Here is a 23,062-nt window from a genome sequence, read left to right on the forward strand (position 1 = left end):
CTCTCAATACCCTACAATAATTATAGTTTCTTGCCGAAAGGATGTCAATGTGTTACAACTTTAACAATCTTTCTGTAAACTTAATTCTTCCCATTTTGCATAGAGTTCTTCCAGCGCTGCCTCTTCCTGCATCTGCTCCTCATGGATTTTGTTTAATTCATAGGAATTTGATGCTACCTCCGGCTTTGACAATTCATCATTTAATGCTTCTATCTTTGCCTCTCTCTTAGCAATTTCATCTTCTGTACGCTTTAATTCGTTTTCCAGCTTACGTTTTGCTGCCTGCTGTTTCTTCATTTCTTCCCAGCTTAACTTCTGTTTTCCTCCGCCGGATATCTGCTCTGTTCCCTTATTTTCTCCAGTTCCATCGGAAACAATGACATTTCCTTTTGCTGCTGAATTGTCTGCACGATCCTGTGTAGCTGTGCCAAACGCCGCTAACTCCTGAACTTCCTTTTTCTCCAGATAATAATCATAATTTCCAATATAATTTAGAATTGTTTCATTCTTTAAATCAAGAATTCTGCTGGCAGTTTTATTAATAAAATAACGGTCATGGGATACATAAAGCACCGTTCCGGTATAGGAATTGATGGCTGACTCTAAAATTTCCTTTGACATAATATCAAGGTGGTTGGTCGGCTCGTCTAAAATTAAGAAGTTCGCATTGGATAACATCAGTTTTGCCAGTGAAACACGACCTCTTTCTCCACCACTGATATCACGAATCCGCTTAAACACATCATCATCCGTAAATAAAAATGCCGCTAACACATTTCGAATCTTCGTTGCCTTCAGATTCGGATAAGCATCTGCAATTTCATCAAATAACGTCTTATCCGGGTCTAAGTTCTGATGCTCCTGATCGTAATATCCGATTTCCACATTGCTTCCAAGCTTTATCTCCCCGGCATCTGCGTCTACAATTCCATTGATTATCTTTAAAATGGTGGTTTTCCCGGTACCGTTATTTCCGATTAAGGCAACTTTTTCCCCTCGTTTAATCTGAAAATCAATATTTGAAAACAGTTTATGCTCATAAGATTTTGAAAGTCCTTTCACCGAAAGTACATCATTTCCACTGGTAATTTCCGGCTCCAATGTAATATGCATATCTGTTTTTTCATCGATTGGCTTCTCAATACGTTCTATTTTATCCAATGCCTTCTCACGGCTTTCCGCACGCTTAATGGACTTTTCCCGGTTAAAGGATTTTAACTTGGATATTACTTCTTCCTGGTGCTTGATTTCCCGCTGCTGGTTATAATACTGTCGCAAAAGACTTTCCCGCTGTATTTCCTTCTGCCTCGCATATGCGGTATAATTTCCCGGAAATACCGTTGCCGTATGGCGGGATATTTCCACTACCTTCGTAACAATCCGGTCTAAGAAATAACGGTCATGGGCTACGATAATTACGGCTCCTTTATAATTCAAAAGATAGTTTTCAAGCCATGCAATCGATGCCATATCAAGGTGGTTGGTCGGCTCGTCGAGCATGATAATGTCAGGCTTGGTTACCAGAAGTCTGCCTAATGCCACTCTGGTCTTCTGTCCTCCGGATAACTCTGACATTTTCTTTCCGAAATCATTTTCCGAAAAACCAAGTCCCTTTAACACACCGTTTATCTCACTGCGAAAAGTCAGTCCGCCCTCTAATTCAAAGGCATGGCTGAAACGGTTATACTGCTCCATATATTTCTCTAATTCATCTGCGCTTACATGCTGCATGTCTTCTTCCATTTTACGAAGCTTTTCTTCTTTTTCGATTAATGCATCGCAGGCATGAAGCACTTCATTATAAATGGTCTCGTTGCTGTCTTTATCCTGATACTGGGCAAGATAACCGATAGTTTTTCCTTTTGCAACGGTTACCTCGCCACTGTCCGGTGCCAGCTCTCCCACTATAATTTTCAATAACGTAGATTTGCCGGCACCATTGATGCCGACAATTGCTGTTTTCTCATTATCTTCTACATGAAAAGAAACATTCTGTATTATGGTGTCTGTCCCAAAGGATTTACTGATATTCTGACAGGCTAAAATCATGGAAGTCTCCTCACTTTTTCTCTTCACCCCATAAGTAAAGCATTCTTTACAAGGGCTTTTTATAGCTGAAAATTCCGGGACGGCACACTATTCTGCCCTCCCGGAGTATAAAATTTATAACATTTTCTCTAATGTAGCACGGATTGCCTTGATAAAGTCTTCACTGTTTAATACAGTCGGATTTTCAATTGTAGTAATCAGCGCAAGGTCTTTGGTCATCTTTCCGGATTCAATCGTATCTACACAGGCTTTTTCCAGTTTATCGGCAAATGTGCTTAACTCCTGGTTGCCATCTAATTCACCTCTCTTACGGAGTGCTCCGGTCCATGCAAAAATAGTTGCTACGGAGTTGGTGGATGTTTCTTCTCCCTTGAGGTGTTTATAATAGTGACGCTGAACTGTTCCGTGTGCAGCTTCATATTCATAATATCCTGCCGGTGATACCAGTACGGAAGTCATCATGGCAAGGGAACCAAATGCAGATGATACCATATCACTCATAACATCTCCATCATAGTTCTTACATGCCCAGATAAAGCCGCCCTCTGCTTTCATCACACGGGCTACCGCATCATCGATTAAGGTATAGAAGTAGGTAATTCCTGCTTCTCCGAATTTTTCTTTATATTCTGCATCAAAGATTTCCTGGAAAATATCTTTGAAAGTATGGTCATATTTTTTGGAAATGGTATCCTTGGTTGCAAACCATAAATCCTGTCTGGTAGAAAGTGCATAGCTAAAGCAGCTTCTTGCAAAGCTTTCGATAGAATCATTTAAGTTATGCTGTCCCTGGACAACACCTGCTCCGGTAAAGTTATGAATCAGCTCTCTTGTTTCTGTTCCGTCCTCTGCTGTATAAACCAGTTCACATTTTCCCGGTCCCGGAATCTTCATTTCAGAAGCCTTGTATACATCACCGTAAGCATGTCTTGCAATGGTAATCGGCTTCTTCCAGTTCTTAACACATGGCTCAATTCCCTTTACAACGATTGGTGCACGGAATACTGTTCCATCTAACATTGCACGGATAGTTCCATTCGGACTCTTCCACATTTCCTTTAAGTTGTACTCAGTCATACGTGCTGCATTTGGTGTAATGGTAGCGCATTTTACTGCAACACCGTATTTCTTTGTTGCATTTGCAGAATCTACAGTTACCTGGTCATCCGTTTCATTACGATGTTCGAGACCCAGGTCATAATATTCTGTGTTCAAATCAATAAATGGTAATAACAGTTCATCCTTAATTATTTTCCAAAGGATTCTTGTCATTTCGTCTCCGTCCATCTCAACCAAAGGGGTAGTCATTTTAATTTTGTCCATCTTTCTATCCTCCATTTACTATTTCAGCAGATTGTCCCAGCCATAATTATCCATATTTTCAATGGTATTTAACATATGACTTGTCGCAAGCAGTTCTGCTTCTTTTGCATTGTGCTGTTTCAATGCTTCTACAATCTTTTTATGTTCATCATTTGATTTTACCACACGATCCGGCATTGACAAAGTGATTTTTCGAACTCTTTCCACATAATGATGAAATGCAGACAATTCATGCTTTAACATTTTGCTTCCGGAAGCTTCATAAAGCACCTCATGAAACTTATTATCCAGCTCCAATATCTGTGCATAATTTTCCTTCTTAGCATGAAATTCCACCAGAAAAATGTTTTCTTCCAATTCCGCTATCTGCTCCTTGGTAATTCTGTCTGCCGCCCACTTTGTGCAAAGTCCCTCCAGCCGTGCACGGATTTCATAGATATCTTTTACGTCTTCTTTCGTAATTCCCTCTACGAATGCTCCGCGGTTTGGAATGATTCTGACAAGCCCTTCCAGTTCAAGCTGCCTTAAGGCTTCTCTTACCGGCGTACGGCTGACACCAAGTTCATCACCCAGGGTTTTTTCTTTCAATTCTTCATCGCACTTGTATTTTCCGGATAAAATATTTTCACGAATCGTATGAAATACTCTTCCGCTTAAAGAATATCCTTCTTCACCCACGATAAAGCCTCCTTAATTTATAATACAATTCCGAGTTTTTTACAACAGTCAGTTATCTGTACTACAAGTTCGTTATCTGTAATTACAGTTACACGTCCCTCATCATACTGCTCGTCTACCCATTGTTTGATGGTCTTTACCAGTTCCGAATTCTTATCTACTTTACGGTCATCACTGAGACGGTAATAGGTATTAATCCAGTGTGCAATTCCAGCAAGTCCTGATGTATTGGAAACAGATACCAGTGCCGGACGATTTAAGAATTTTTCGGTATCAAAAATGTTATAAATTTCTTCATTTTTCAAAAGTCCGTCTGCATGGATACCTGCTCTTGTAACGTTAAAATTACTTCCGACAAACGGTGTACGGCTTGGAACCTTATAATTCAATTCCTTCTCATAATATTCTGCCAGTTCTGTGATAACTCTGGTATCCATTCCATCCAGGGTACCCTTTAACTGCGCATATTCAAATACCATTGCTTCCAGAGGTGTGTTACCGGTTCTCTCACCAATACCAAATAAGGAACAGTTTACGCCGGATGCACCGTAAAGCCATGCTGTGGTCGAGTTATTGACTGCTTTATAGAAATCATTGTGTCCATGCCATTCAATTAATTCAGAAGGAACTCCTGCATGTGTGGTAAGTCCGTAAATGATACCCGGTACACTTCGCGGAATTACTGCTCCCGGGAAGTTTACACCATATCCCATGGTATCGCAGGCACGAATCTTAATCGGAATATTGTATTCTTTCATTAACTTCATCAGCTCTAAGCAGAACGGAATTACAAATCCGTAAATATCAGAACGTGTAATATCCTCCAAATGACATCTTGGACTGATTCCAGTCTCTAAGCATTCACGAATCACACTTAAGTAAAGATTCATAACTTCGCTTCTGGTCATTTTCATTTTATAGAAAATATGATAATCGGAGCAGCTTACCAAAATACCGGTTTCACGCAGTCCCAAATCTTTTACCAGCTGGAAATCCTGTTTGCTGGCACGGATCCAGCTGGTGACTTCCGGGAATTTATAACCACGCTCTAAGCATTTATATACGGCATCACGATCCTTCTTGCTATATAAGAAGAACTCGCTCTGACGAATTTTACCCTTTGGTCCGCCTAATTTATGTAAGTAATCATAGATGGTTACAATCTGTTCTGTGGTATATGGTGCTCTTGACTGCTGACCATCACGGAATGTTGTATCAGTAATCCAGATATCCTCCGGCATATTATGCGGAACGATTCTGTCATTAAATGCAATTTTCGGAATTTCCTCATATGGAAAAAGATTGCGGAATACATTCGGTTCCTCAACATCTACAAGCTGATAAAAATGCTCTTCCAACTGTAATAGATTAGTTTTTTCATTCATAACGACTTCTCTCATGGAACACACTCCTTTTGATTCACAAATATTCTTGAATAATTGTATACAATTATACTTGTATGTGTCAAGAGCTTTTTCAAGATTATTCCAAAAAAGTGAATATTTATTAGTATTATCCTTTTTTATCGGTAGATAATAGTATTGTAACCATTCGGTTATATACAAATGCTAAGGAGGAAATTTACTATGTCTAATCGTTCGAAAAAATCTTCTGTTCCAGAAGCACAAAGTGCATTAAACCGTTTCAAATTCGAAGTTGCAAGTGAGTTAGGTGTACCACTGTCTGAGGGATATAATGGGGATTTAACTTCCCGTCAGAATGGTTCCGTAGGCGGTTATATGGTAAAGAAAATGATTGAGGCGCAGGAAAAGCAGATGGCTGAACGTTAACACATCTTTTTCATTGCCCGCTTAGATGTCAAAAGAGGCTGTCCACCGGAATCGGTGAACAGCCCCTTTCCCTGTTCTCCTGCCCGGGCGGCCTCAATGGAAGCATTTCACTTAACATTTTCGTAAACTTTTCACAATTCGTTCCTTAATTTTTCAAAACTTTCTAAAAATTTATGTTGTATTCTGTCATTTTGTACGCATTTTTCAGTGTTTTTTCGAGTCTCATGTCTTTTTGGCAATCGTTTAAGTTACACTTTTCGACATATTCTTTTGCTTCTTCGGATGCAATAGAAAGCATATCGGCATCCGAAAAGACATCTGCAATTTTAAATTCCATCAAACCACTCTGACGTACCCCGAAGAAATCTCCTGGTCCACGCATTTTCAAATCTTCACTGGCAATATAGAATCCATCATTAGAGCCCGCCAGAATATTCAATCTCTCTTTGGCATTCTTTCCATTGGAAGAATTCATAAGAATACAATAGGATTGTGCATTTCCTCTTCCGACACGTCCCCGCAGCTGATGGAGCTGTGCCAGCCCGAAACGCTGTGCATCTTCAATCATCATAACAGTGGCATTCGGCACATTCACACCTACTTCCACTACCGTTGTAGAAACCAGAACCTGGATTTCACCAGTGACAAAGGCTTCCATTACTTTATTCTTCTCTGCCGGACGCATTTTTCCATGAAGTAATCCTACGCTGATTCTGTCTCCATAATATTGTTCTAATTTCTTTACATATGAAGTAACATCCTGCAATTCCAATTCCTCATTGGCTTCTACCAGAGGACAGATAATATATGCCTGATGTCCTTTTTGAACTTCATCTAAAATAAAATTCCAGGATTTCTCCCGCATTTTCGGTCCAACGACACAATTTTTGACCGGAAGACGTTCTGCCGGAAGCTCATCTACTACCGAGATGTCCAGATCTCCGTAAAGAATTATTGCAAGGGTTCTCGGAATCGGAGTCGCACTCATAACCAGTACATGTGGCAGCCGGCTGCTCTTATCTGCCAGTGTCTCCCTCTGTCTTACCCCGAAACGATGCTGTTCATCCGTTACTACCAGCGCCAGCTTCTGATAAAGTGCCTTTTCCTGTATCAATGCATGGGTTCCAATTATCATGGCATTCTGTTCTGTTTCCATTCTCGCATATGCTTCACGTTTTTCCTTTGTAGTCAACGAACCGGTAAGAAGAATAACAGGAAAGTCCAGTTCAAACATGGCAATCCATTTCTGAAAAGTGTCATAATGTTGTCTTGCCAGAACCTCAGTTGGTGCCATAATAGCAGTCTGATAACCTTCATGAGCAAATTTTGCCATAATAAGGAATGCAAGAATGGTCTTACCGGAGCCTACATCCCCCTGTATCAACCGCTGCATGGCATAAGGACTGTATATATCTTTTTCCATATCTTCCAGTGTTTTCTTCTGGGCATTTGTCAGTGGAAACGGAAGCTGTTCTGCCACCACTTCAATAAACTCATCCCTTACTACCGGAAATCCATTTGGCGTCTGCTCATGATGTTCCTTAAACCGCTGTATCTGTAGCAGAAATAAGAAAAATTCGTCAAAAGCAAGACGTTTTCTTGCTCCAGTCAGTTCTTCTAAATCTGTTGGAAAATGTACTTTTTCCAATGCCTCTCTCAATCCCATAAACTGATGGCGGGCTAAGATTTCTTCCGGAATATATTCACCATCTTCTTTTACACTGTCAAGGGCTGTACGTACAAGTTTACCAAACTGCTTGCTGGATATTCCCTTAGTCAGAGGATATACCGGTTGCAGGGATATCTGCATTTTCCTGTATTCATCCGGCTTCCACACTGCCGGCTGTTCCATGACATATTTCTTATTTTTTAAGGTCAGCTTTCCATATAATATTACTTCCGGTTCCCGGTTCAGCTGATTACAGATATAGGGCATCCGAAACCAGACCGCCTCTACTTTCCCTGTTCCATCGCTAAACTGTGCAGTAGATATCTGCATGGCTCTGGTATTTCTCGTTACCGGCAAAGAACAAAGCCGTACATGAAAAGCATAGACTTTCTCCAGCTCGGCCACACTGATATGCTCTGGCTCCGGCATCCGCTTATAATCCCTTGGAAAAGCAAGGAGTATATCCCCAACGGTATATACTCCAAGTTTTTGCAATATTTTTTCAGTTTTTGGTCCAACTCCATTCAATTCCTGAATGGGTGCATTTCTGTCCATAAACACTCCTGTTACTCTACTGATATTACATAATAGTAAATCGGCTGTCCGCCAAAGTGAATCTCCACTTCTACCTCCGGATACTTCTCTTCTAAAGCAGCACCTAATGCATTGGCATCTTCTTCTGTTACTTCTTCACCATAATAGATACAGATAATCGCAGATTCTTCATCTACCATCTCAGCAACCATATCTTCTGTAGTGCTCTTGATATCCTTACCAACAGCAAGGATGCTCTTGTCGCCAATTCCCATATAATCGCCCTGTTTAATCTCTTTGTCATCGATTACGGTATCACGGACTGCATAAGTTACCTGACCGGTCTTTACATTTTCTAATTCCTCGGTCATACGCTCTGCATTTTCCTCTGCCGACTGATCCGGAATAAAGTTAATCAGTGCTGTAATTCCCTGTGGAATTGTCTTGGTTGGAATAACAATAATCTTCTTATCTTCTACTAAAGATGCTGCCTGATTTGCAGCCAGTACAATATTCTTATTATTTGGAAGAATAAAGATGTTATCTGCATTCACATGGTCGATGGCATTTAACATATCCTCGGTACTTGGGTTCATGGTCTGACCACCTTCGATGATATAATCCACGCCAAGTCCGTTGAAGATTTCATTGACACCGGCACCAATGGATACGGAAATGAAGCCCATTTCTTTTCTTGGTCCCTCTGTCTTTTCTTCTTTGGTTTCTTCCTCTTTCTGCTCTTTTGCGAGTTTCTCAGCATCCTTGATTAATTTTTCTTGATGTTCTTCACGCATATTATCAATCTTGATTTTGCTTAATGAACCATGTTTCAATGCTTCCTGAAGGGCAAGACCAGGGTCATTGGTATGTACATGGGTTTTCACAATCTCATCATCTGCCACAACAACGATAGAATCACCAATGGACTCTAAGAAGTTTTTATATTCATGCTCCTGCTTCTCTGTTAATGGCTGATTTAATACAATGATAAATTCGGTACAATAACCAAACTTAATATCAGCTTCTGTCTCAGCAGTAATCTTCATAACACCTGCAGATGCTGCAGAACCTTCAATGCTGTAATCAATTTCTTTGCCAATCAGGGAATCATAACCGCCCTTTAATACCTGAACCAGTCCCTGTCCGCCGGAATCTACTACGCCAGCCTGTTTTAATACAGGAAGCATATCCGGTGTCTTGCTTAACACATGGTCTGCTTCTTTAATAACTTCATCTACAAAGAATACAATATCATCGGTATCATCACAAAGTTCTAATGCTTTGTTGGCTGCCCCCTTAGCAACAGTAAGAATCGTTCCTTCCTTTGGTTTCATAACTGCCTTATATGCAGTCTCAACAGCCTTCTGCATAGCTTCTGTCAGAATCACTACATCAAGCTCATCATATTCTGCAATCACCTTGGTAAATCCACGGAATAACTGGGAAAGGATAACTCCTGAGTTTCCTCTTGCTCCTCTTAATGAACCCGAGGAAATTGCCTTTGCAAGTTCCTTCATAGTCGGATTTTCAAGCTCGCTTACTGCCTTTGCTGCTGACATAATTGTCATAGACATATTGGTTCCTGTATCTCCATCCGGTACAGGGAAAACATTCAGTTCGTTAATCCACTCTTTCTTTGCTTCGAGATTCTTTGCTCCGGCCAAAAACATTTTAGCAAATACCGCAGCGTTTATTGTACTTACTTCCACTTCAACAGTTCCTCCTTAATCAATCACTCTGACGCCTTCAACTAAAATGTTGACTTTCTTAATCTGCATTCCGGTAAACTCTTCCACTTTATATTTTACCGTATGAATCAGATTGTCTGCTACTGTCTCAATACTTACGCCATAGGCAACAATTACATGGAAATCAATTGTAATTTTATTATTTTCATCCACATCCACATTTATACCATGTGTCAGATAATCTCTCTTTAATAATTTAACCAGGCCATCTTTCATATTAACTGCAGCCATTCCCACAATGCCAAAGCACTCAACTGCAACAGAACCGGCATAGGTTGCAATTACTTCATTATCAATTACGACTTTACCTAATTCGTTTTCCATTTTACCTGTCATTCTATAACCTCCAATTAAAATTAATCTTCTCGCATTTCCGCCAGTATATACATAACATGAACTATATTATAACCTCTTTTTCTGAAAAAAGAAACAGTATTTTTCTTTATTTTCAAAAAATGCAATTTTTTTCTTGCATTCTGTCTGTATTTCTGTTAAGATAGCTTTGTTGTGAGCTTGTGTCATAACAGGCTTAGTGAAGAATTTAAAGGAGGTGCTATCATGGCAAAATGTGCAGTTTGTGGAAAAGGCGCTCATTTCGGTAACAATGTGAGCCATTCTCATAGAAGATCTAATAGAATGTGGAAATCAAACATCAAATCTGTAAAATGTAAAGTAAACGGAACTCCAAAAAGAATGTACGTATGTACTTCCTGTTTAAGATCCGGATCCGTTGAAAGAGCTTAATTAGCATTTTCTATTTGGACTGTTCTTCTGGACAGTCCTTTTTTTACTTTACAGGAAATTGCTTTCCTGTAAAGTAAAAACGCTCCGCGAGGATGCACACTGCGGCGTATAAGGTAGTTGTCGCAAGCGACCGCCGCAGGCGCGAGAATGTGCCAAGGCACATTCTTTGTTCTTTTACAGAAAATTGCTTTCCTATTACTTACAGCAGAAAAGATTATACCCTATCAACAGCAATATCAATATAATAATAATCCCAATCACGTCACTTGGAATAATAAACATAAAAAACATACCAAATCCCACCATGAAAAAGGAATACCCCATCAAGCGTTTCATGTTTTTTCTCCAATCAAAAAGACATATACCATTATAGTATATGCCCTTCTTTTTCACTTAGCACGCTGTACGTTCTTCTGTTACTATTCTATACTGTTCTTATTCTTCATCCTTATTTACTGCATCAGACAAAATTTCATTCATCTCAGACTCTGCTGCTTTCTTGGATTCTTCATCTAACTTTGCAGTTGCTGCCTCATCCTTCTTTCCCCTGGATGCAAACTTATTTACGAAATCTGGTACCATATCAAGAATCTTGGTCACTCCATCCTGATTCTTAATATTTACAAGCTTGGTGGTGCCATTCTGAATGACAAGAACCGCACTCGGTGTAATCTTTCCACCCATTCCTCCTGCTCCGTTGTTCTTCTTCTCCTGTGAAAATGCACCTGCGCCTACACCAAAGGATACATCCACTAATGGAAGAATGATGGTATCTCCGATATGAATGGCATCTCCTACAACCGTCTTGGTTGTAATGAAGCTGTCCATTCCTTTGAATAAAGATTCTACCGTATTGCGAAATGTGTTATTACTGTCTGACATAATAATTCCTCCTGATTCTACTTCGTATTGATTCTGTTAAAATTGCTTTATAAAGTGTTTCACATCCGGATTTCTCCAGATTTGAATTGCAGCCTTTAATAAATGAATCACCTGTATCCGTCCCTTTATATCCCAGCTGCCTTCGATATAAAAACGTTCTGCCTCAAAATCCGGCATAATAGATACCTTATCATAATATAAAAATGGTAATACGCTGAGCACTGCTAAAACCTGTCCTGTGGCTGCCGGATCTTCCATACCATAAGCAACATCTGCCTTCATATGCTTTGGTCCGTATTTTTTTAACAGCCCTATTACATCACCCAGGACAAACCGAACGGCACTTCTATTCTGCTCATCCTGTATCCACTGATTCACTTTTTTTATTTTACTGCCGATATTTTTAAATTTCTGCGGAATTGCTTTTATCTTTTCTACTATCGAGCGTATTGTCTTGCTGATTTTACCAAATACGGAAACAAACTTTTTCTTATATGTCTTCTTATGGCGTTTCTGTTTATACTGTTTTTCCGTCTGTTCTTCTTGCACTGCAGCCGGTGGATTCTGTTCTTCCAGCCCCGTTACATCTATCTTTTTTTCAATCGCCGGTGCTGTTTGCTCTTCCGGCTTCTGACGTTTCTGCACTAAGTCTTTTTCCGGTTCCTTATGGGATTTTTCCCCGGATTTCTTTTTCGGCTTTTTCTTTACTTTCTTTTTCTCTAATTTCTTTTTGGATTTTTCATCCGATGGATACTTCCATGCTTTTATGCCAAAAATCTTTAAAACTGCAAGCCGCTTTCCCTGCTCCATCAGAAAGGAAAAATGCAAAGCCATAAGACACCATGCTCCATGCACTTTTAACGTAGTCTGTCCCTGCCTTGTCTCTCCACGAATCCGGTAAGATACCGGAGCAAACAGCAAAAGCATGATAAGTAAAACCAGTAAACCTAATATGCATAATAATATTATGCCCAGGATTTTCAAAATAGATAACAGCACTGTCATCCTCATGTCTCCATTTCAGTATTTTTACAAGTCTGCTGTTTCAGTACAAATTTACGCACTTCAAATGTTCCTGTTTTATGATAAATATCATTCACAATTGCTGCTGACATCTCTAATGCTGCGTCATATCCTTTTTCCAGACCGATAATAAAAAGTTCTTTCTTCGGATATGCCTTTTGTAATAAATCTGTTGCCGGTATAATATCCAGAAGATTCTCTTCATTTGACGGAAGGGTCAGAAGATAAAGCGACGGCTGTGGCACATTCCGCTCCACTCTGCTTTTTACCTTTGCTTCCTGATTTTTCAGCCTTTCTCCCAGATATAAATTAGAATACCAATGCATGCTACACCTCATATCTGATTTAAAAAAGCAGTCAGATGGCTGCTCTAATAATATTTGTGGGTTCCCCACAGATTGCACTTTTTCAAATCCAGATATTCATTATAAGCTTTTTCCAAAATCTGCTTCTCATTGGCAAATTTTAAAAGATGATAGGCTTCATGATATTTATAATATCCGGAATCTACAAAGAACTCTTCACGTTGTGGCTTACTGTAATAACTGTCTGCCATCATCAGATACCAATGTACCTGTTTCTCCACCGTATCTTCTGGCACAGTAAAGCTATACTGGCTCTTCCCGACATATTTGATTATGGATGCATCTACGCCCGTTTCCTCCAATACCTCTCTTGCTGCGGTATCTTTGAATTCTTCCCCGGGTTCTACTGTTCCCTTTGGAAGCACCCAGCCTTCGTACTTATTCTTATAATTCTTATAAAGGACAAGCACCTTACCCCGAAATATTACCACACCACCACAACTTGTTGCTTCAATCATTGCAATACCTCCTGATGTGGTCACTACCTTTTGTTTAACAAACAGTATACCCCTTTTTTCATAAGGATGCAACAATCCATTTCAGAAGTCCCGGATGATTCCTGACGCAGCATGTCATCCTATCTGTTTTCATTTATCTGTAATATACATCAAAAACCTGTTTTGCTGCTGGAACTGCAACGGTACTGCCTGCACCTGCACCTTCTGCAATTACAACAACTGCAATATCTTCCTTATCCTCCCGGTGTGCATATCCAACAAACCAGGAATGGCTTTCTCCCTTATTGTTATTAAACTCTGCGGAGCCAGTCTTGCCGTATGCAGTATAACTCTGCCCATTTAACTTGGATGCAGTACCATCTGCAACTACACCTGCCATAAATTCCTGCATGGTCTTTGCTTCTTTTTCCGAAAGAAGCTGCTTGCTTGCAGCCGGCTCATATTTCTTTACTTCTATACCATTTTCATTTTCCGTATGGTCTACCACATAAGGTTTCATCAGAATTCCATCGTTGGCAATTGCACTGGTAATCAATAACATATGGAGTGGTGTTACCAGCGTCTCTCCCTGTCCGATTGCCGTCTGCATTTTCATACTTTCCGGGGATTCATCTGTTAATTTAAACTGACTTTTACTTGTTTCAAAGTTTCCCGGCAGTGTCTTATCAAACATCAGATCTGAACAAAGATCCGAAAGAGAATCTGTGTCCAAAGATAATCCGATATTGGCATAAGATGAATTACAGGAATTTGCAAAGGACTGCTTCAAATCCTGCGTTCCATGCACGGCATTATTATAACAGTGTATTGTAAAATCATTCTCTGTAATACTTCCGTTACAACTATAACTGTAATTCTCATAATCCGGATTTTCCCGGATATATTCTAAAGTTGTAATTATTTTAAAAGTAGAACCAGGCGGATATAATCCCTGGGTCGCCCGGTTTAAAAGAACCGAGTTATTATTATCTTCTGAAATAATGGAATCCCAGTCTGCCGCAATAGTATTCGGGTCAAAATCCGGTTTGGACACCATGGCAAGCACTTTTCCGGTGGAAGGCTCCATCACAACAACTGCACCATCATAATTACCCAATGCCTGATATGCAGTTTCCTGCAAAGTGGAATCCAACGTGGTAACCACATTGTCTCCCATGCTTTTTTCATCTTTAATCTCGTTAAACATACGCTCTAATACAAAAGAATGGGAACGTAAAAGATTAAAGTTCATATTGGATTCAATACCTGACTTTCCATTGGTGGAAAAACCGACCACATGCGCATACATATTACCATAAGGATATTTCCGGGTTTCATTACCGGCAGCATCCACTACGGTCTCGGCCAAAACTTTGCCATCTGCTGACATAATCTTTCCTCTGACCACACGGTCTGCAAAAGTATCCTGTCTGCTATTATATGGACTATTGATAAAATCTTCGCTTTTTACCGTCTGAAAATATACCATATATCCCATCAGGCAGATAAAGATAGCAAGGAAAAAATAAGTAATCACTGCAAATTCTTTATTCTTACTAACTGAGGTCCCTGACTTCTGTTTCAAATCCCGATTTTGCTTTCTTTTTTGCTGATTTATATTCTCCTTTTTCATTATGTGACACTCCTTCGTCTTCCCGCAAAATATATAATCCCTGAATAATGCCAAATATAATCAATGTACTTAACATGGAGCTTCCTCCATAGCTGACTAACGGAAGGGTTACTCCGGTGGATGGAATAAATTTTGTTACTCCGCCAATGGTTAAGAATACCTGAAATCCGTAAATCGTTCCAAGTCCAAGTGCCACCAGCTTATAAAAGGAATCCTTTAACTGCATGGCAATATTTAAAAACATCAGGAAACAGCTTACACAGACCAAAATCAGACACAGAGCAAACATTCCACCCAGTTCTTCTGAAATTGCTGCAAAAATAAAATCCTGCTCTACTACCGGAATTTTATTTGGCATGCCCTGATATAACCCCAGACCGAAAAAGCCTCCGGTCCCGATTGCAAAAAGCGACTGGCAGATCTGATAGCCCTCTTTGTCAATTACTTTTAGTGGTGTTTTCCATGCCACCACACGGACTCTGACATGATTAAATAATTTATAGGCAATTACTGCCGCTACACTTCCCGCCAGCAGTCCACCGGCAAAATAGAGTGGTTTTCTCGTTGCCACATAAAGCATTGCCATATAAGCCACAAAGAAAATCAATGCGCCACCTAAATCCCGGGATAATACCAGAATCAATACATGCAGTGCTGCAATCAAAGTGGTAATTACCACCTGACGGAATTCCGTTGATTTATGATACATGGCAGCCACAAAAAACACAAAAAGAATTTTAATAAATTCAGACGGCTGTACCGTAATTCCTGCTATGGTAAAGGAAATCTTTGCTCCATAGCTGGTGCTTCCTGCGATACATACAATACCAAGTCCCACAATACCGATTGCCGCATAAATCCAGGTAAGATTCCTGAAAAATTCCATCCTCCGTATCATCACCGGAATCACAAGGGAAATCACACAGGATACCGCTGCAATCGCAAACTGCTTGATAGCATGTCCAAAATTCAGGCGGGTCAGAATAATAAACCCGATAATCATAAGCATACACATATTATTAACCAAAAGTCTTGAAGCCTTCGGATAACATAATTTGTACACATTCCGTACCACAACAAGAAGAATTATCTGCGCCAGATAAAAAATAAAAGTATATGCATCCTCTGTCACCGCAAATATGACTACATATGCCGTAAAATGAATCGCATACAAAATCCTTGCCTGCCGTTTAAATTTCTTTTCCTGTTTTCGTTCTGATATATTCCGGAATACCGAAAAACATTCATATGTATACACAGAAAACAGAATAATCAGTGCATATTTTGATAATTCCACAATCAAATGAACCATAAATACCTCTGCTTTATTCTACGCCTCGTTTAAAATGTCCATTGGTGCATTCCATTGGCATCTGCCCCAAAATGCCACCATTTTTATAAATATCGCCATAAATTGTTAAAATCTGTTCTGTCTCTTCTTCAGTTTCTGTCGTAAAGGAAAGCCTTACGGCAGCCGGTGCAATCTTTTTCACGGTTACGTCTTCCTTAAAGAGACAGACCGGAAGCGAATTATAAATTACGTTATAACATTCCGAGCAGAAATTTTTCACCGGAAAATGTACAGAATAACGGTCTTTTAAGTTCAGCACCTTGTGCTGATGCATACAGCCTAACGTGTTCTTATGAATACACTGTGCCGTTATCATAAGTGGAAGTCTGCCATAGATAATCATTTCAGACCGGCTGTTTTCTCTTCTTAAAATCTCCTTCCGGTTCAATTCCACCGGAATTGTATCCTGTATCATTCCAAGACGATAAAAATATTCTGCCGCTTCATTGGAATAGGTATATAAATTACTGTCGGATACCATCTGCCAGTTTTCATTGCCCCATTCCTTTATAAACGCAATCTCATCAAGACTCCGCACCATAATACCATCTAATGGAAGCTTTTTTAGCTCCGGCATGATTTTTTCATAAAAAAGACTGGTCTGCTGCCGGAAAATAAACGGGAATACATAAAATGCTTTCTTACCGGATGCATGTACCCTGTCTATATCCTCACTTAACTTGCGAATTAGATTTTCTCTTGTATACAACATACAATCAAGATAAACCGTATCCACGAAATCGGCTTTTAATACTGCCGGAAGCTGTTCTGCGTCTTCAATCAGTACCCGGACTTCTGTGGATGAATTGGCAGATTGTTGTCCAGAAGTCTGTGATAATGACTGTCCGGAAATCTGCTTTTCTTTTATGGCATTTCCTGTTGTCTGCCTATCTGTTTCAGCGGAAGAAGTTTCCACCAATTCTGGAAGCGTTCTTTCATAAGGTTTCAACAACGCTTCTTCTAATGCTTCCAACGCACCTCTTCGCAGCTGGTTCAACTGGTTTACCGGCATAAAAATATCATCATCCATTGTAACTTCAAGCTTTTCAAAAACAAATGGTGTATTTCCAGTCTTTGTAATCTTTTCTGTTACAACTTCTTTCGTCAACGGACGATTCTGCGCTACAAGAACCATATCTCCCTGATAAGAAACTTTTATTTTTCCATATTGCACTTCTATCTTAGCAGGGCATTCTTTATTTAATATTAACTTTCCTTTAATCTTTTCTTTTAATTCGGTGTCTACATATTCTCTACGGATGTTATCCTGAAGAACACCTTCGCTCTTATTATGGGAAGCACTCTCTCCGCTTAGCATATCACTGTCATTATGATGATAGTAATATCCGTTGGTAAAGCCACCTCGGTTTCCAAGTTCTAAAAGTGCCCTGATATCCTTCTTCTCCACCGGAATGCGACTTCCATCCAGATAGGAATCCATATATTTCCGGTAAATACTTACTACACCGGCAGCATACTCCGGTGTCTTCATCCGTCCTTCTATCTTAAAGGAATATACCCCATGGTCTGCCAGTTCATACAAAAATGGCAGTGTACACATATCCTTAAGGCTCAGAATCGGCGTTGCATGATGTCCGGTAAGACTTTTTTCTCCCTGCAATACTTCATAGGAAAGGCGGCATGGCTGTGCACATCTGCCACGGTTTCCGCTTCTTCCGCCAATGATACTACTGAAAAGGCACTGTCCGGAATAACAGTAACACAATGCGCCATGAATAAAGCTTTCCAGTTCCACGCCTACTTCATCATGGATTCTTTGAATTTCTTCTAAGGACATTTCTCTCGCTGTCACCACACGCTCAACGCCCTGTTCCTTTAAAAGCCTGGCTCCCTCTACATTGGTAATGGTCATCTGGGTACTGGTATGTATCGGAAGATTTGGAAAATGAGTTTTGATAAACTCCATAACGCCCATATCCTGCACGATGACAGCATCTACTCCCGCTTCATAATAAGGGCGCAGATAATCATAGAGCTGTCCTAATTCATATTCTTTTAACAGGGTATTCACCGCAAGAATAATTTTGCGTCCATGAATATGTCCGAAACGGATTGCTTCTAATAATTCTTCTTCGTTAAAATTATTGGCATATGCTCTTGCGCCGAACATAGTTCCGCCAAGATATACGGCATCTGCTCCGGCATGAATGACTGCCTTTAATGTTTTCAAGGAACCTGCCGGTGCTAAAAGTTCTAACTCTTTCATCTTTCCTCATCTCCTATGGCAACAAAAGGGACAGATAAATGTCTGCCCCCTTTCATAGTTTTTATTCTCTATTACGCTTTCTTTCCGGAAGGCTTTTCCTCTTTCTTTTCTTCCGTATGGTCTGCTTTCTTTTCCTCTGGTTTTTCAGTTTTTTCCGGTTTTTCAAGTTTATCTACTTTACCAAGTAAAGCATCTTCTAAGGTTGCTTCTAATCTGGTCTTATTTAAAAGCAGCTCTTTATTTTCTTTTTCCAGATCCTTTAAAGATTTGGCATCACTTTCCATGCGGATCTGGTTGGAAATCAGTTCATGCTTTAAATCATAGATTTCACGGTCTTTTACCTCTAAATCCTGCTCTAATTTTTCAACCTGATTTTTCGCTTTGAAGTAATCATCTGCAATGTTCAATGCCAGCAATGTGGAACGCATATCACTTGGAATTCTCTTATATTCATCCAGCATTTTAAATTCTGCAATCTTATCATTGATATAAGTTGCTACCTTCTGTAAATACTCCTGACTCTCATATCCGCTTAAAGTATATACTTTTCCATCAATAATCACTTCTGTATTATTTTTTGCTGCCATTTTCATTTCCTCTCTGCGTATCTGCCTAAAAATATTCTCTGACTACTACATATAGCATATTATAGCTATAAATCTGTCGAAAAACAACTATTTTCTTAGCCCTCTATTCCAAAGTGATGATATGCAAATTCTGTTGCGACCCTTCCCTTTGGTGTCCGGTTGATAAATCCATTCTTTACAAGATATGGTTCATAAACATCCTCTATGGTTCCGGCATCTTCCCCAATCGCTGCCGCAAGGGTATCCAGCCCTACCGGGCCACCCTGGAATTTTTCAATAATCGTAAGCAAAATATTCCTGTCATTCTGGTCTAAGCCCATCTTGTCTACTTCCAGTAAATCCAGTGCAAAGGATGCTACTTCTTTGGTAATTTCACCATTGTACTGCACCTGTGCAAAATCACGCACCCTCTTTAAAAGGCGGTTGGCAAGACGCGGCGTTCCTCTGGAACGGCGTGCCAATTCGATTGCACCTTCCTCATCAATCTTTACCTCTAACTTTTTTGCAGAATGGACAATAATTGTCTTAAGTTCCTCCACATTATAAAATTCCAGATGATGTACCACTCCAAAACGGTCTCTTAAGGGTGCCGATAAAAGTCCGGCTCTGGTAGTGGCACCAACCAGCGTAAAATGCGGTAAATCAAGGCGGATTGAACGGGCAGTTGCGCCTTTTCCCACCATAATGTCAATGACATAATCCTCCATGGCAGGATATAATACTTCCTCTACCTGCCGGTTCAGACGATGAATCTCATCTACAAATAAAATGTCACCTTCTGCAAGATTACTCAAAATAGCTGCCATTTCTCCCGGCTTTCCAATTGCCGGACCGGAAGTGACTTTCATATGTACGCCCATTTCATTGGCAATAATGCCGGCAAGAGTAGTCTTACCCAGTCCCGGAGGACCATAAAACAATACATGGTCTAAGGACTCTCCACGCTGTTTTGCAGCCTCTATATACACTTTAAGATTTGCTTTTGCTTTCTCCTGACCAATATATTCATCCAAGGTCATCGGACGCAGTGTTTTTTCGATTTTGATATCTTCATCCTGCATCTGCGTTGAAATTACACGTTTTTCCATTTTCTGCTCCTCTTATAAGAATGCCATCTGCTTCAAAGCCAGTTTTAAAATATCTTCTACCGAACTGTCTTCCGTAATTTCGATATCCCGCAGCACCTTCAAAGCCTCTGTGGAAGAATAACCCAGTGAAACCAGTGCCTCTACTGCTTCATTGCGGATTCCTTTTAAGCCGTTACCAGAAACAGCTTCCTGTGTATGGCTTAATTTCTGTTCAAAGGCATCCTCTAAACTAAGCTTGTCTTTTAATTCTATAATCAACCGCTGTGCCGTCTTATTTCCAACACCCGGAGCTTTTGCAATTGCTTTTGCATCATCAGACAATACTGCAAAACGCAAATCATCCGTTGACATGACAGAAAGAATTGCCAGTGCACCCTTTGGTCCGATTCCGGATACACCAATCAGCAATTTAAATACATTCAAATCATCTCTGGTAAGAAAGCCATATAAAATAAATGCATCCTCTCTGACACAAAGATAAGTATAGATTTTTACTTCTTCGCCAACTCCCGGTAGCAGAGATAATACCTGTCCCGGAATATAAATATTATAGCCGATTCCGCCATTTTCAACGACAATATGATTCTCTGCCACTATTTCGGATAATTCGCCTTTGATATATGAATACATAATCTTCCTCCTACTTCCTTTGCCACAATTCCAATCAGGGCACCCGTCACAAAGCCTGCAATCAATAAAACCGGCATATAGTAAATGACATAATATGAGCTTACCAGAAATCCTGCTACGATAAGCTGTCCCATATTATGTATGATTCCGCCACAGATACTGACCGTAACTACATGAAAACAGTTCATTCGAATCAGAATAAACATAAGTACAAAGCTTAATAATCCGCCGGCAAGTCCATAACAGATGCTGACCAAATTTCCAAATAAAATTCCGGTAAGCACAATACGAAGCACCGATACACAAAGAGCCTCTCTCCAGCCAATCAGATACAGCATCAGCACCGTAACAAGGTTGGCAAGTCCAAGCTTTACTCCCGGTATTCCAATGGCAAAGGGCAATATTGCTTCCACATAACTTAATATCATGGCCAGTGCCAAAAACACGCCAAGATATGCTACACTTTTCTTCATGCTTTCACCTACCCTGCCACATCATCCAATGTATTTTTCTGCTCACTTTCTACGGTTACTACAACCCGGTTTGGCAGACAGATAATGGATTCTTTATCTTTGGAAATTGCGTTCTGATGCATACACAACTGATCCGGGCAGTCCGCCTCAAACATATAGGCAGTCCCATTTTCAATCGTTACGATATTGGTAACTTTTCCATCTATTTTAATTGGAATCTCTTTATTTTCTGTCAGGGAATATCTGCCATATTCGCTGCCATTTACCGTAATGATAATACTGTCACCGCTTTGTAATGCAGAGGTCATTCCTACATAGAAAACTAAAATAACTACTGCAAGCATTCCCAGCAACAGGATATCATTTTTTCCAAAACGACGGTTCATTTACTCTGCAACCTCTCCCATATAATAAAAGCCTTTGCATTCTTTTAAAAGTACCGGTACGATAGTTCCAATCATGGATACATCACCCGGCAGATGTACCACTGAGTTATTGGATAATCTTCCGGTTACAAGGCCTTCCTGCTGTTCATCTAATTCTTCGACTAATACATCCTGCACGCTTCCGGTTAATGCTCCGGCTTTCTTTGCGGAAATATCCTGTACCAGTTTTAACAGCCGGTCAAAACGGTCTTTTATCACATCTTCCGGAATCTGATTTTCCATTTTGGCAGCAGGCGTTCCGGTACGTTTTGAATAAATAAAAGTAAACGCGCTGTCATACTCTACCTGTCTTACCACATCCATGGTCTCTAAGAAATCTTCTTCCGTTTCTCCCGGAAATCCTACAATAATATCTGTTGTAATTGCCAGATCCGGCATTGCTTTTTTGATTTTTTCAACCAGTGCAAGATAATGCTCCTTGTCATAGTGACGGTTCATTTCTTTTAACACTCTGCTGCTGCCGGACTGAAGCGGCAGATGAAGATGTCTGCAGATTTTTTTAGAATTCTTCATTACTTCAATCAGTTCATCGGATAAATCCTTTGGATGGGATGTCATAAACCGGATTCTTTCCAGACCTTCAATCTTTTCTACTTCCTGTAAGAGCTGTGCAAAGGTCACTGGTGTATCTAAGTTCTTTCCATAGGAATTGACATTCTGTCCTAAGAGCATAACCTCTACTACACCATCTGCTACCAATTTTTCAATTTCTCTTATGATATCCTGCGGTTTTCTGCTGCGTTCTCTTCCTCTTACATATGGCACAATACAGTAACTGCAGAAATTATTGCAGCCAAACATAATATTAACACCGGACTTAAAGCTGTATTTCCGTTCTACCGGAAGTTCTTCTACAATTTCTTTCGTATCATCCCAGATGTCAATCACCATTTTCTGCTCTTCAAAGCAGCGCACCAGAAGTTCTGCAAATTTAAAGATATTATGGGTTCCGAAAACCAGGTCTACAAAACGATAGCTCTGTTTTAATTTTTCCACAACCTCCGGTTCCTGCATCATACAGCCGCATAATGCAATCATCATATCTTTATTCTTTTTCTTAAAGCCGCTTAAATATCCCAGACGTCCGTAAACCTTATTGTTGGCATTTTCACGTACGGTACAGGTATTATAAATGACAAAATCTGCTTCCTCGGAATCGGTCTCTTCAAAACCTACGGTCTCTAAAATTCCGCATAACTTTTCGGAATCTCTGGCATTCATCTGGCACCCAAAAGTTGTCACATGAAAGGTAAGCGGTCTGCCTTTCTTCCTGGAAATCTGCGTCACATACTGCTTTGCAAGGTCCATAAAATAAAATTGTCTCTGCGGTTCCATTACCGGAACTTCACCGGTGTGATTTATCTTTTCTATTTCTCTCATTTCTT

General features: G+C 40.0%; 22 protein-coding genes. 2 read left to right on the forward strand and 20 right to left on the reverse strand.

The features are described from left to right. Window positions 1-60: 60 nt before the first annotated feature. The 4 genes from abc-f to LKD41_RS00730 form a co-directional block, all read right to left on the reverse strand. Entirely contained in the window at window positions 61-2,049 is a 1,989-nt protein-coding gene (gene abc-f, locus LKD41_RS00715) for a ribosomal protection-like ABC-F family protein (protein WP_227700113.1), read from the reverse strand. A gap of 114 nt (window positions 2,050-2,163) precedes the next feature. Further along, the gene (locus tag LKD41_RS00720; RefSeq protein WP_227700114.1) at window positions 2,164-3,372 is read right to left on the reverse strand and encodes an NADP-dependent isocitrate dehydrogenase; all 1,209 of its coding nucleotides are present in this window, start codon (window positions 3,370-3,372) and stop codon (window positions 2,164-2,166) included. An 18-nt stretch (window positions 3,373-3,390) separates the two neighbouring features. Next, entirely contained in the window at window positions 3,391-4,050 is a 660-nt protein-coding gene (locus tag LKD41_RS00725) for a GntR family transcriptional regulator (RefSeq protein WP_117698399.1), read from the reverse strand. Between the two features lie 17 nt (window positions 4,051-4,067). Then, the gene (locus LKD41_RS00730) at window positions 4,068-5,450 is read right to left on the reverse strand and encodes an isopropylmalate/homocitrate/citramalate synthase (RefSeq protein WP_022243768.1); all 1,383 of its coding nucleotides are present in this window, start codon (window positions 5,448-5,450) and stop codon (window positions 4,068-4,070) included. 186 nt (window positions 5,451-5,636) lie between these two features. Here LKD41_RS00730 and LKD41_RS00735 point away from each other — a divergent pair, with 186 nt between their 5' ends. After that, window positions 5,637-5,840, forward strand: a complete 204-nt coding sequence (locus LKD41_RS00735; protein ID WP_022243767.1) for an alpha/beta-type small acid-soluble spore protein — start codon at window positions 5,637-5,639, stop codon at window positions 5,838-5,840. A gap of 163 nt (window positions 5,841-6,003) precedes the next feature. Here LKD41_RS00735 and recG read toward each other — a convergent pair whose 3' ends face one another. The 3 genes from recG to LKD41_RS00750 are packed head-to-tail and all read right to left on the reverse strand — an operon-like array spanning window position 6,004 to window position 10,127. Beyond that, window positions 6,004-8,064: an ATP-dependent DNA helicase RecG gene (gene recG, locus LKD41_RS00740; protein ID WP_227700115.1), complete on the reverse strand. Its 2,061-nt coding sequence runs from the start codon at window positions 8,062-8,064 to the stop codon at window positions 6,004-6,006. 11 nt (window positions 8,065-8,075) lie between these two features. Beyond that, window positions 8,076-9,752: a DAK2 domain-containing protein gene (locus LKD41_RS00745; protein ID WP_227700116.1), complete on the reverse strand. Its 1,677-nt coding sequence runs from the start codon at window positions 9,750-9,752 to the stop codon at window positions 8,076-8,078. A 15-nt stretch (window positions 9,753-9,767) separates the two neighbouring features. Next, window positions 9,768-10,127: an Asp23/Gls24 family envelope stress response protein gene (locus LKD41_RS00750; protein ID WP_022243764.1), complete on the reverse strand. Its 360-nt coding sequence runs from the start codon at window positions 10,125-10,127 to the stop codon at window positions 9,768-9,770. Window positions 10,128-10,349: 222 nt separating this feature from the next. Between LKD41_RS00750 and rpmB the strand changes: the two genes are divergently transcribed. Continuing rightward, window positions 10,350-10,535 (forward strand): 50S ribosomal protein L28, encoded by a 186-nt coding sequence (gene rpmB, locus LKD41_RS00755; RefSeq protein ID WP_117698403.1) that lies wholly within the window; start codon window positions 10,350-10,352, stop codon window positions 10,533-10,535. A gap of 435 nt (window positions 10,536-10,970) precedes the next feature. Here rpmB and LKD41_RS00760 read toward each other — a convergent pair whose 3' ends face one another. From LKD41_RS00760 to miaB, 13 genes are all read right to left on the reverse strand, one after another. After that, window positions 10,971-11,417 carry a GerW family sporulation protein gene (locus LKD41_RS00760; protein ID WP_022243763.1) on the reverse strand — a complete coding sequence of 149 codons (447 nt, stop codon included), beginning with the start codon at window positions 11,415-11,417 and terminating at the stop codon, window positions 10,971-10,973. A 36-nt stretch (window positions 11,418-11,453) separates the two neighbouring features. Then, a complete protein-coding gene (locus LKD41_RS00765; RefSeq protein ID WP_227700117.1) occupies window positions 11,454-12,422 on the reverse strand; it encodes a hypothetical protein in 969 nt (322 codons plus the stop codon). A gap of 2 nt (window positions 12,423-12,424) precedes the next feature. Next, window positions 12,425-12,766, reverse strand: a complete 342-nt coding sequence (locus tag LKD41_RS00770) for a hypothetical protein (protein ID WP_227700118.1) — start codon at window positions 12,764-12,766, stop codon at window positions 12,425-12,427. A 44-nt stretch (window positions 12,767-12,810) separates the two neighbouring features. After that, a complete protein-coding gene (locus LKD41_RS00775; RefSeq protein WP_022243760.1) occupies window positions 12,811-13,263 on the reverse strand; it encodes an NUDIX hydrolase in 453 nt (150 codons plus the stop codon). A gap of 133 nt (window positions 13,264-13,396) precedes the next feature. Next, entirely contained in the window at window positions 13,397-14,875 is a 1,479-nt protein-coding gene (locus LKD41_RS00780; protein WP_227700119.1) for a peptidoglycan D,D-transpeptidase FtsI family protein, read from the reverse strand. After that, a complete protein-coding gene (locus LKD41_RS00785) occupies window positions 14,799-16,187 on the reverse strand; it encodes an FtsW/RodA/SpoVE family cell cycle protein (protein WP_227700120.1) in 1,389 nt (462 codons plus the stop codon). Before LKD41_RS00785 ends, LKD41_RS00780 begins: the two co-directional genes overlap by 77 nt. A gap of 13 nt (window positions 16,188-16,200) precedes the next feature. Continuing rightward, window positions 16,201-18,453, reverse strand: a complete 2,253-nt coding sequence (locus LKD41_RS00790) for a U32 family peptidase (RefSeq protein WP_227700121.1) — start codon at window positions 18,451-18,453, stop codon at window positions 16,201-16,203. A 71-nt stretch (window positions 18,454-18,524) separates the two neighbouring features. After that, entirely contained in the window at window positions 18,525-19,040 is a 516-nt protein-coding gene (locus tag LKD41_RS00795; RefSeq protein ID WP_227700122.1) for a cell division protein ZapA, read from the reverse strand. A 95-nt stretch (window positions 19,041-19,135) separates the two neighbouring features. After that, entirely contained in the window at window positions 19,136-20,128 is a 993-nt protein-coding gene (gene ruvB, locus LKD41_RS00800; protein ID WP_022243755.1) for a Holliday junction branch migration DNA helicase RuvB, read from the reverse strand. Between the two features lie 12 nt (window positions 20,129-20,140). Beyond that, on the reverse strand, window positions 20,141-20,758 hold the full coding sequence (gene ruvA / locus LKD41_RS00805) for a Holliday junction branch migration protein RuvA (RefSeq protein ID WP_117841022.1): 618 nt from the start codon (window positions 20,756-20,758) through the stop codon (window positions 20,141-20,143). Further along, window positions 20,722-21,231 carry a Gx transporter family protein gene (locus tag LKD41_RS00810; protein ID WP_117698410.1) on the reverse strand — a complete coding sequence of 170 codons (510 nt, stop codon included), beginning with the start codon at window positions 21,229-21,231 and terminating at the stop codon, window positions 20,722-20,724. The genes ruvA and LKD41_RS00810 overlap by 37 nt, the downstream gene beginning before the upstream one ends. A gap of 8 nt (window positions 21,232-21,239) precedes the next feature. Then, window positions 21,240-21,617, reverse strand: a complete 378-nt coding sequence (locus tag LKD41_RS00815; protein WP_227700123.1) for a NusG domain II-containing protein — start codon at window positions 21,615-21,617, stop codon at window positions 21,240-21,242. Then, window positions 21,618-23,057, reverse strand: a complete 1,440-nt coding sequence (gene miaB, locus LKD41_RS00820; RefSeq protein ID WP_227700124.1) for a tRNA (N6-isopentenyl adenosine(37)-C2)-methylthiotransferase MiaB — start codon at window positions 23,055-23,057, stop codon at window positions 21,618-21,620. Window positions 23,058-23,062: the final 5 nt, after the last annotated feature.

The organism is Roseburia sp. CLA-AA-H209 (genome assembly GCF_020687575.1).
Lineage (GTDB): Bacteria > Bacillota > Clostridia > Lachnospirales > Lachnospiraceae > Roseburia_C > Roseburia_C amylophila.

What these genes read in the sequence shown, in the direction of transcription:
- abc-f (WP_227700113.1), bottom strand. Translation starts at nt 2,049, where the DNA reads ATGATTTTAGCCTGTCAGAATATCAGTAAATCCTTTGGGACAGACACC.
- LKD41_RS00720 (WP_227700114.1), bottom strand. Translation starts at nt 3,372, where the DNA reads ATGGACAAAATTAAAATGACTACCCCTTTGGTTGAGATGGACGGAGAC.
- LKD41_RS00730 (WP_022243768.1), bottom strand. Translation starts at nt 5,450, where the DNA reads ATGAGAGAAGTCGTTATGAATGAAAAAACTAATCTATTACAGTTGGAA.
- LKD41_RS00735 (WP_022243767.1), top strand. Translation starts at nt 5,637, where the DNA reads ATGTCTAATCGTTCGAAAAAATCTTCTGTTCCAGAAGCACAAAGTGCA.
- recG (WP_227700115.1), bottom strand. Translation starts at nt 8,064, where the DNA reads ATGGACAGAAATGCACCCATTCAGGAATTGAATGGAGTTGGACCAAAA.
- LKD41_RS00750 (WP_022243764.1), bottom strand. Translation starts at nt 10,127, where the DNA reads ATGACAGGTAAAATGGAAAACGAATTAGGTAAAGTCGTAATTGATAAT.
- rpmB (WP_117698403.1), top strand. Translation starts at nt 10,350, where the DNA reads ATGGCAAAATGTGCAGTTTGTGGAAAAGGCGCTCATTTCGGTAACAAT.
- LKD41_RS00760 (WP_022243763.1), bottom strand. Translation starts at nt 11,417, where the DNA reads ATGTCAGACAGTAATAACACATTTCGCAATACGGTAGAATCTTTATTC.
- LKD41_RS00765 (WP_227700117.1), bottom strand. Translation starts at nt 12,422, where the DNA reads ATGACAGTGCTGTTATCTATTTTGAAAATCCTGGGCATAATATTATTA.
- LKD41_RS00770 (WP_227700118.1), bottom strand. Translation starts at nt 12,766, where the DNA reads ATGCATTGGTATTCTAATTTATATCTGGGAGAAAGGCTGAAAAATCAG.
- LKD41_RS00775 (WP_022243760.1), bottom strand. Translation starts at nt 13,263, where the DNA reads ATGATTGAAGCAACAAGTTGTGGTGGTGTGGTAATATTTCGGGGTAAG.
- LKD41_RS00780 (WP_227700119.1), bottom strand. Translation starts at nt 14,875, where the DNA reads ATGAAAAAGGAGAATATAAATCAGCAAAAAAGAAAGCAAAATCGGGAT.
- LKD41_RS00785 (WP_227700120.1), bottom strand. Translation starts at nt 16,187, where the DNA reads ATGGTTCATTTGATTGTGGAATTATCAAAATATGCACTGATTATTCTG.
- LKD41_RS00790 (WP_227700121.1), bottom strand. Translation starts at nt 18,453, where the DNA reads ATGAAAGAGTTAGAACTTTTAGCACCGGCAGGTTCCTTGAAAACATTA.
- LKD41_RS00795 (WP_227700122.1), bottom strand. Translation starts at nt 19,040, where the DNA reads ATGGCAGCAAAAAATAATACAGAAGTGATTATTGATGGAAAAGTATAT.
- ruvB (WP_022243755.1), bottom strand. Translation starts at nt 20,128, where the DNA reads ATGGAAAAACGTGTAATTTCAACGCAGATGCAGGATGAAGATATCAAA.
- ruvA (WP_117841022.1), bottom strand. Translation starts at nt 20,758, where the DNA reads ATGTATTCATATATCAAAGGCGAATTATCCGAAATAGTGGCAGAGAAT.
- LKD41_RS00810 (WP_117698410.1), bottom strand. Translation starts at nt 21,231, where the DNA reads ATGAAGAAAAGTGTAGCATATCTTGGCGTGTTTTTGGCACTGGCCATG.
- LKD41_RS00815 (WP_227700123.1), bottom strand. Translation starts at nt 21,617, where the DNA reads ATGAACCGTCGTTTTGGAAAAAATGATATCCTGTTGCTGGGAATGCTT.
- miaB (WP_227700124.1), bottom strand. Translation starts at nt 23,057, where the DNA reads ATGAGAGAAATAGAAAAGATAAATCACACCGGTGAAGTTCCGGTAATG.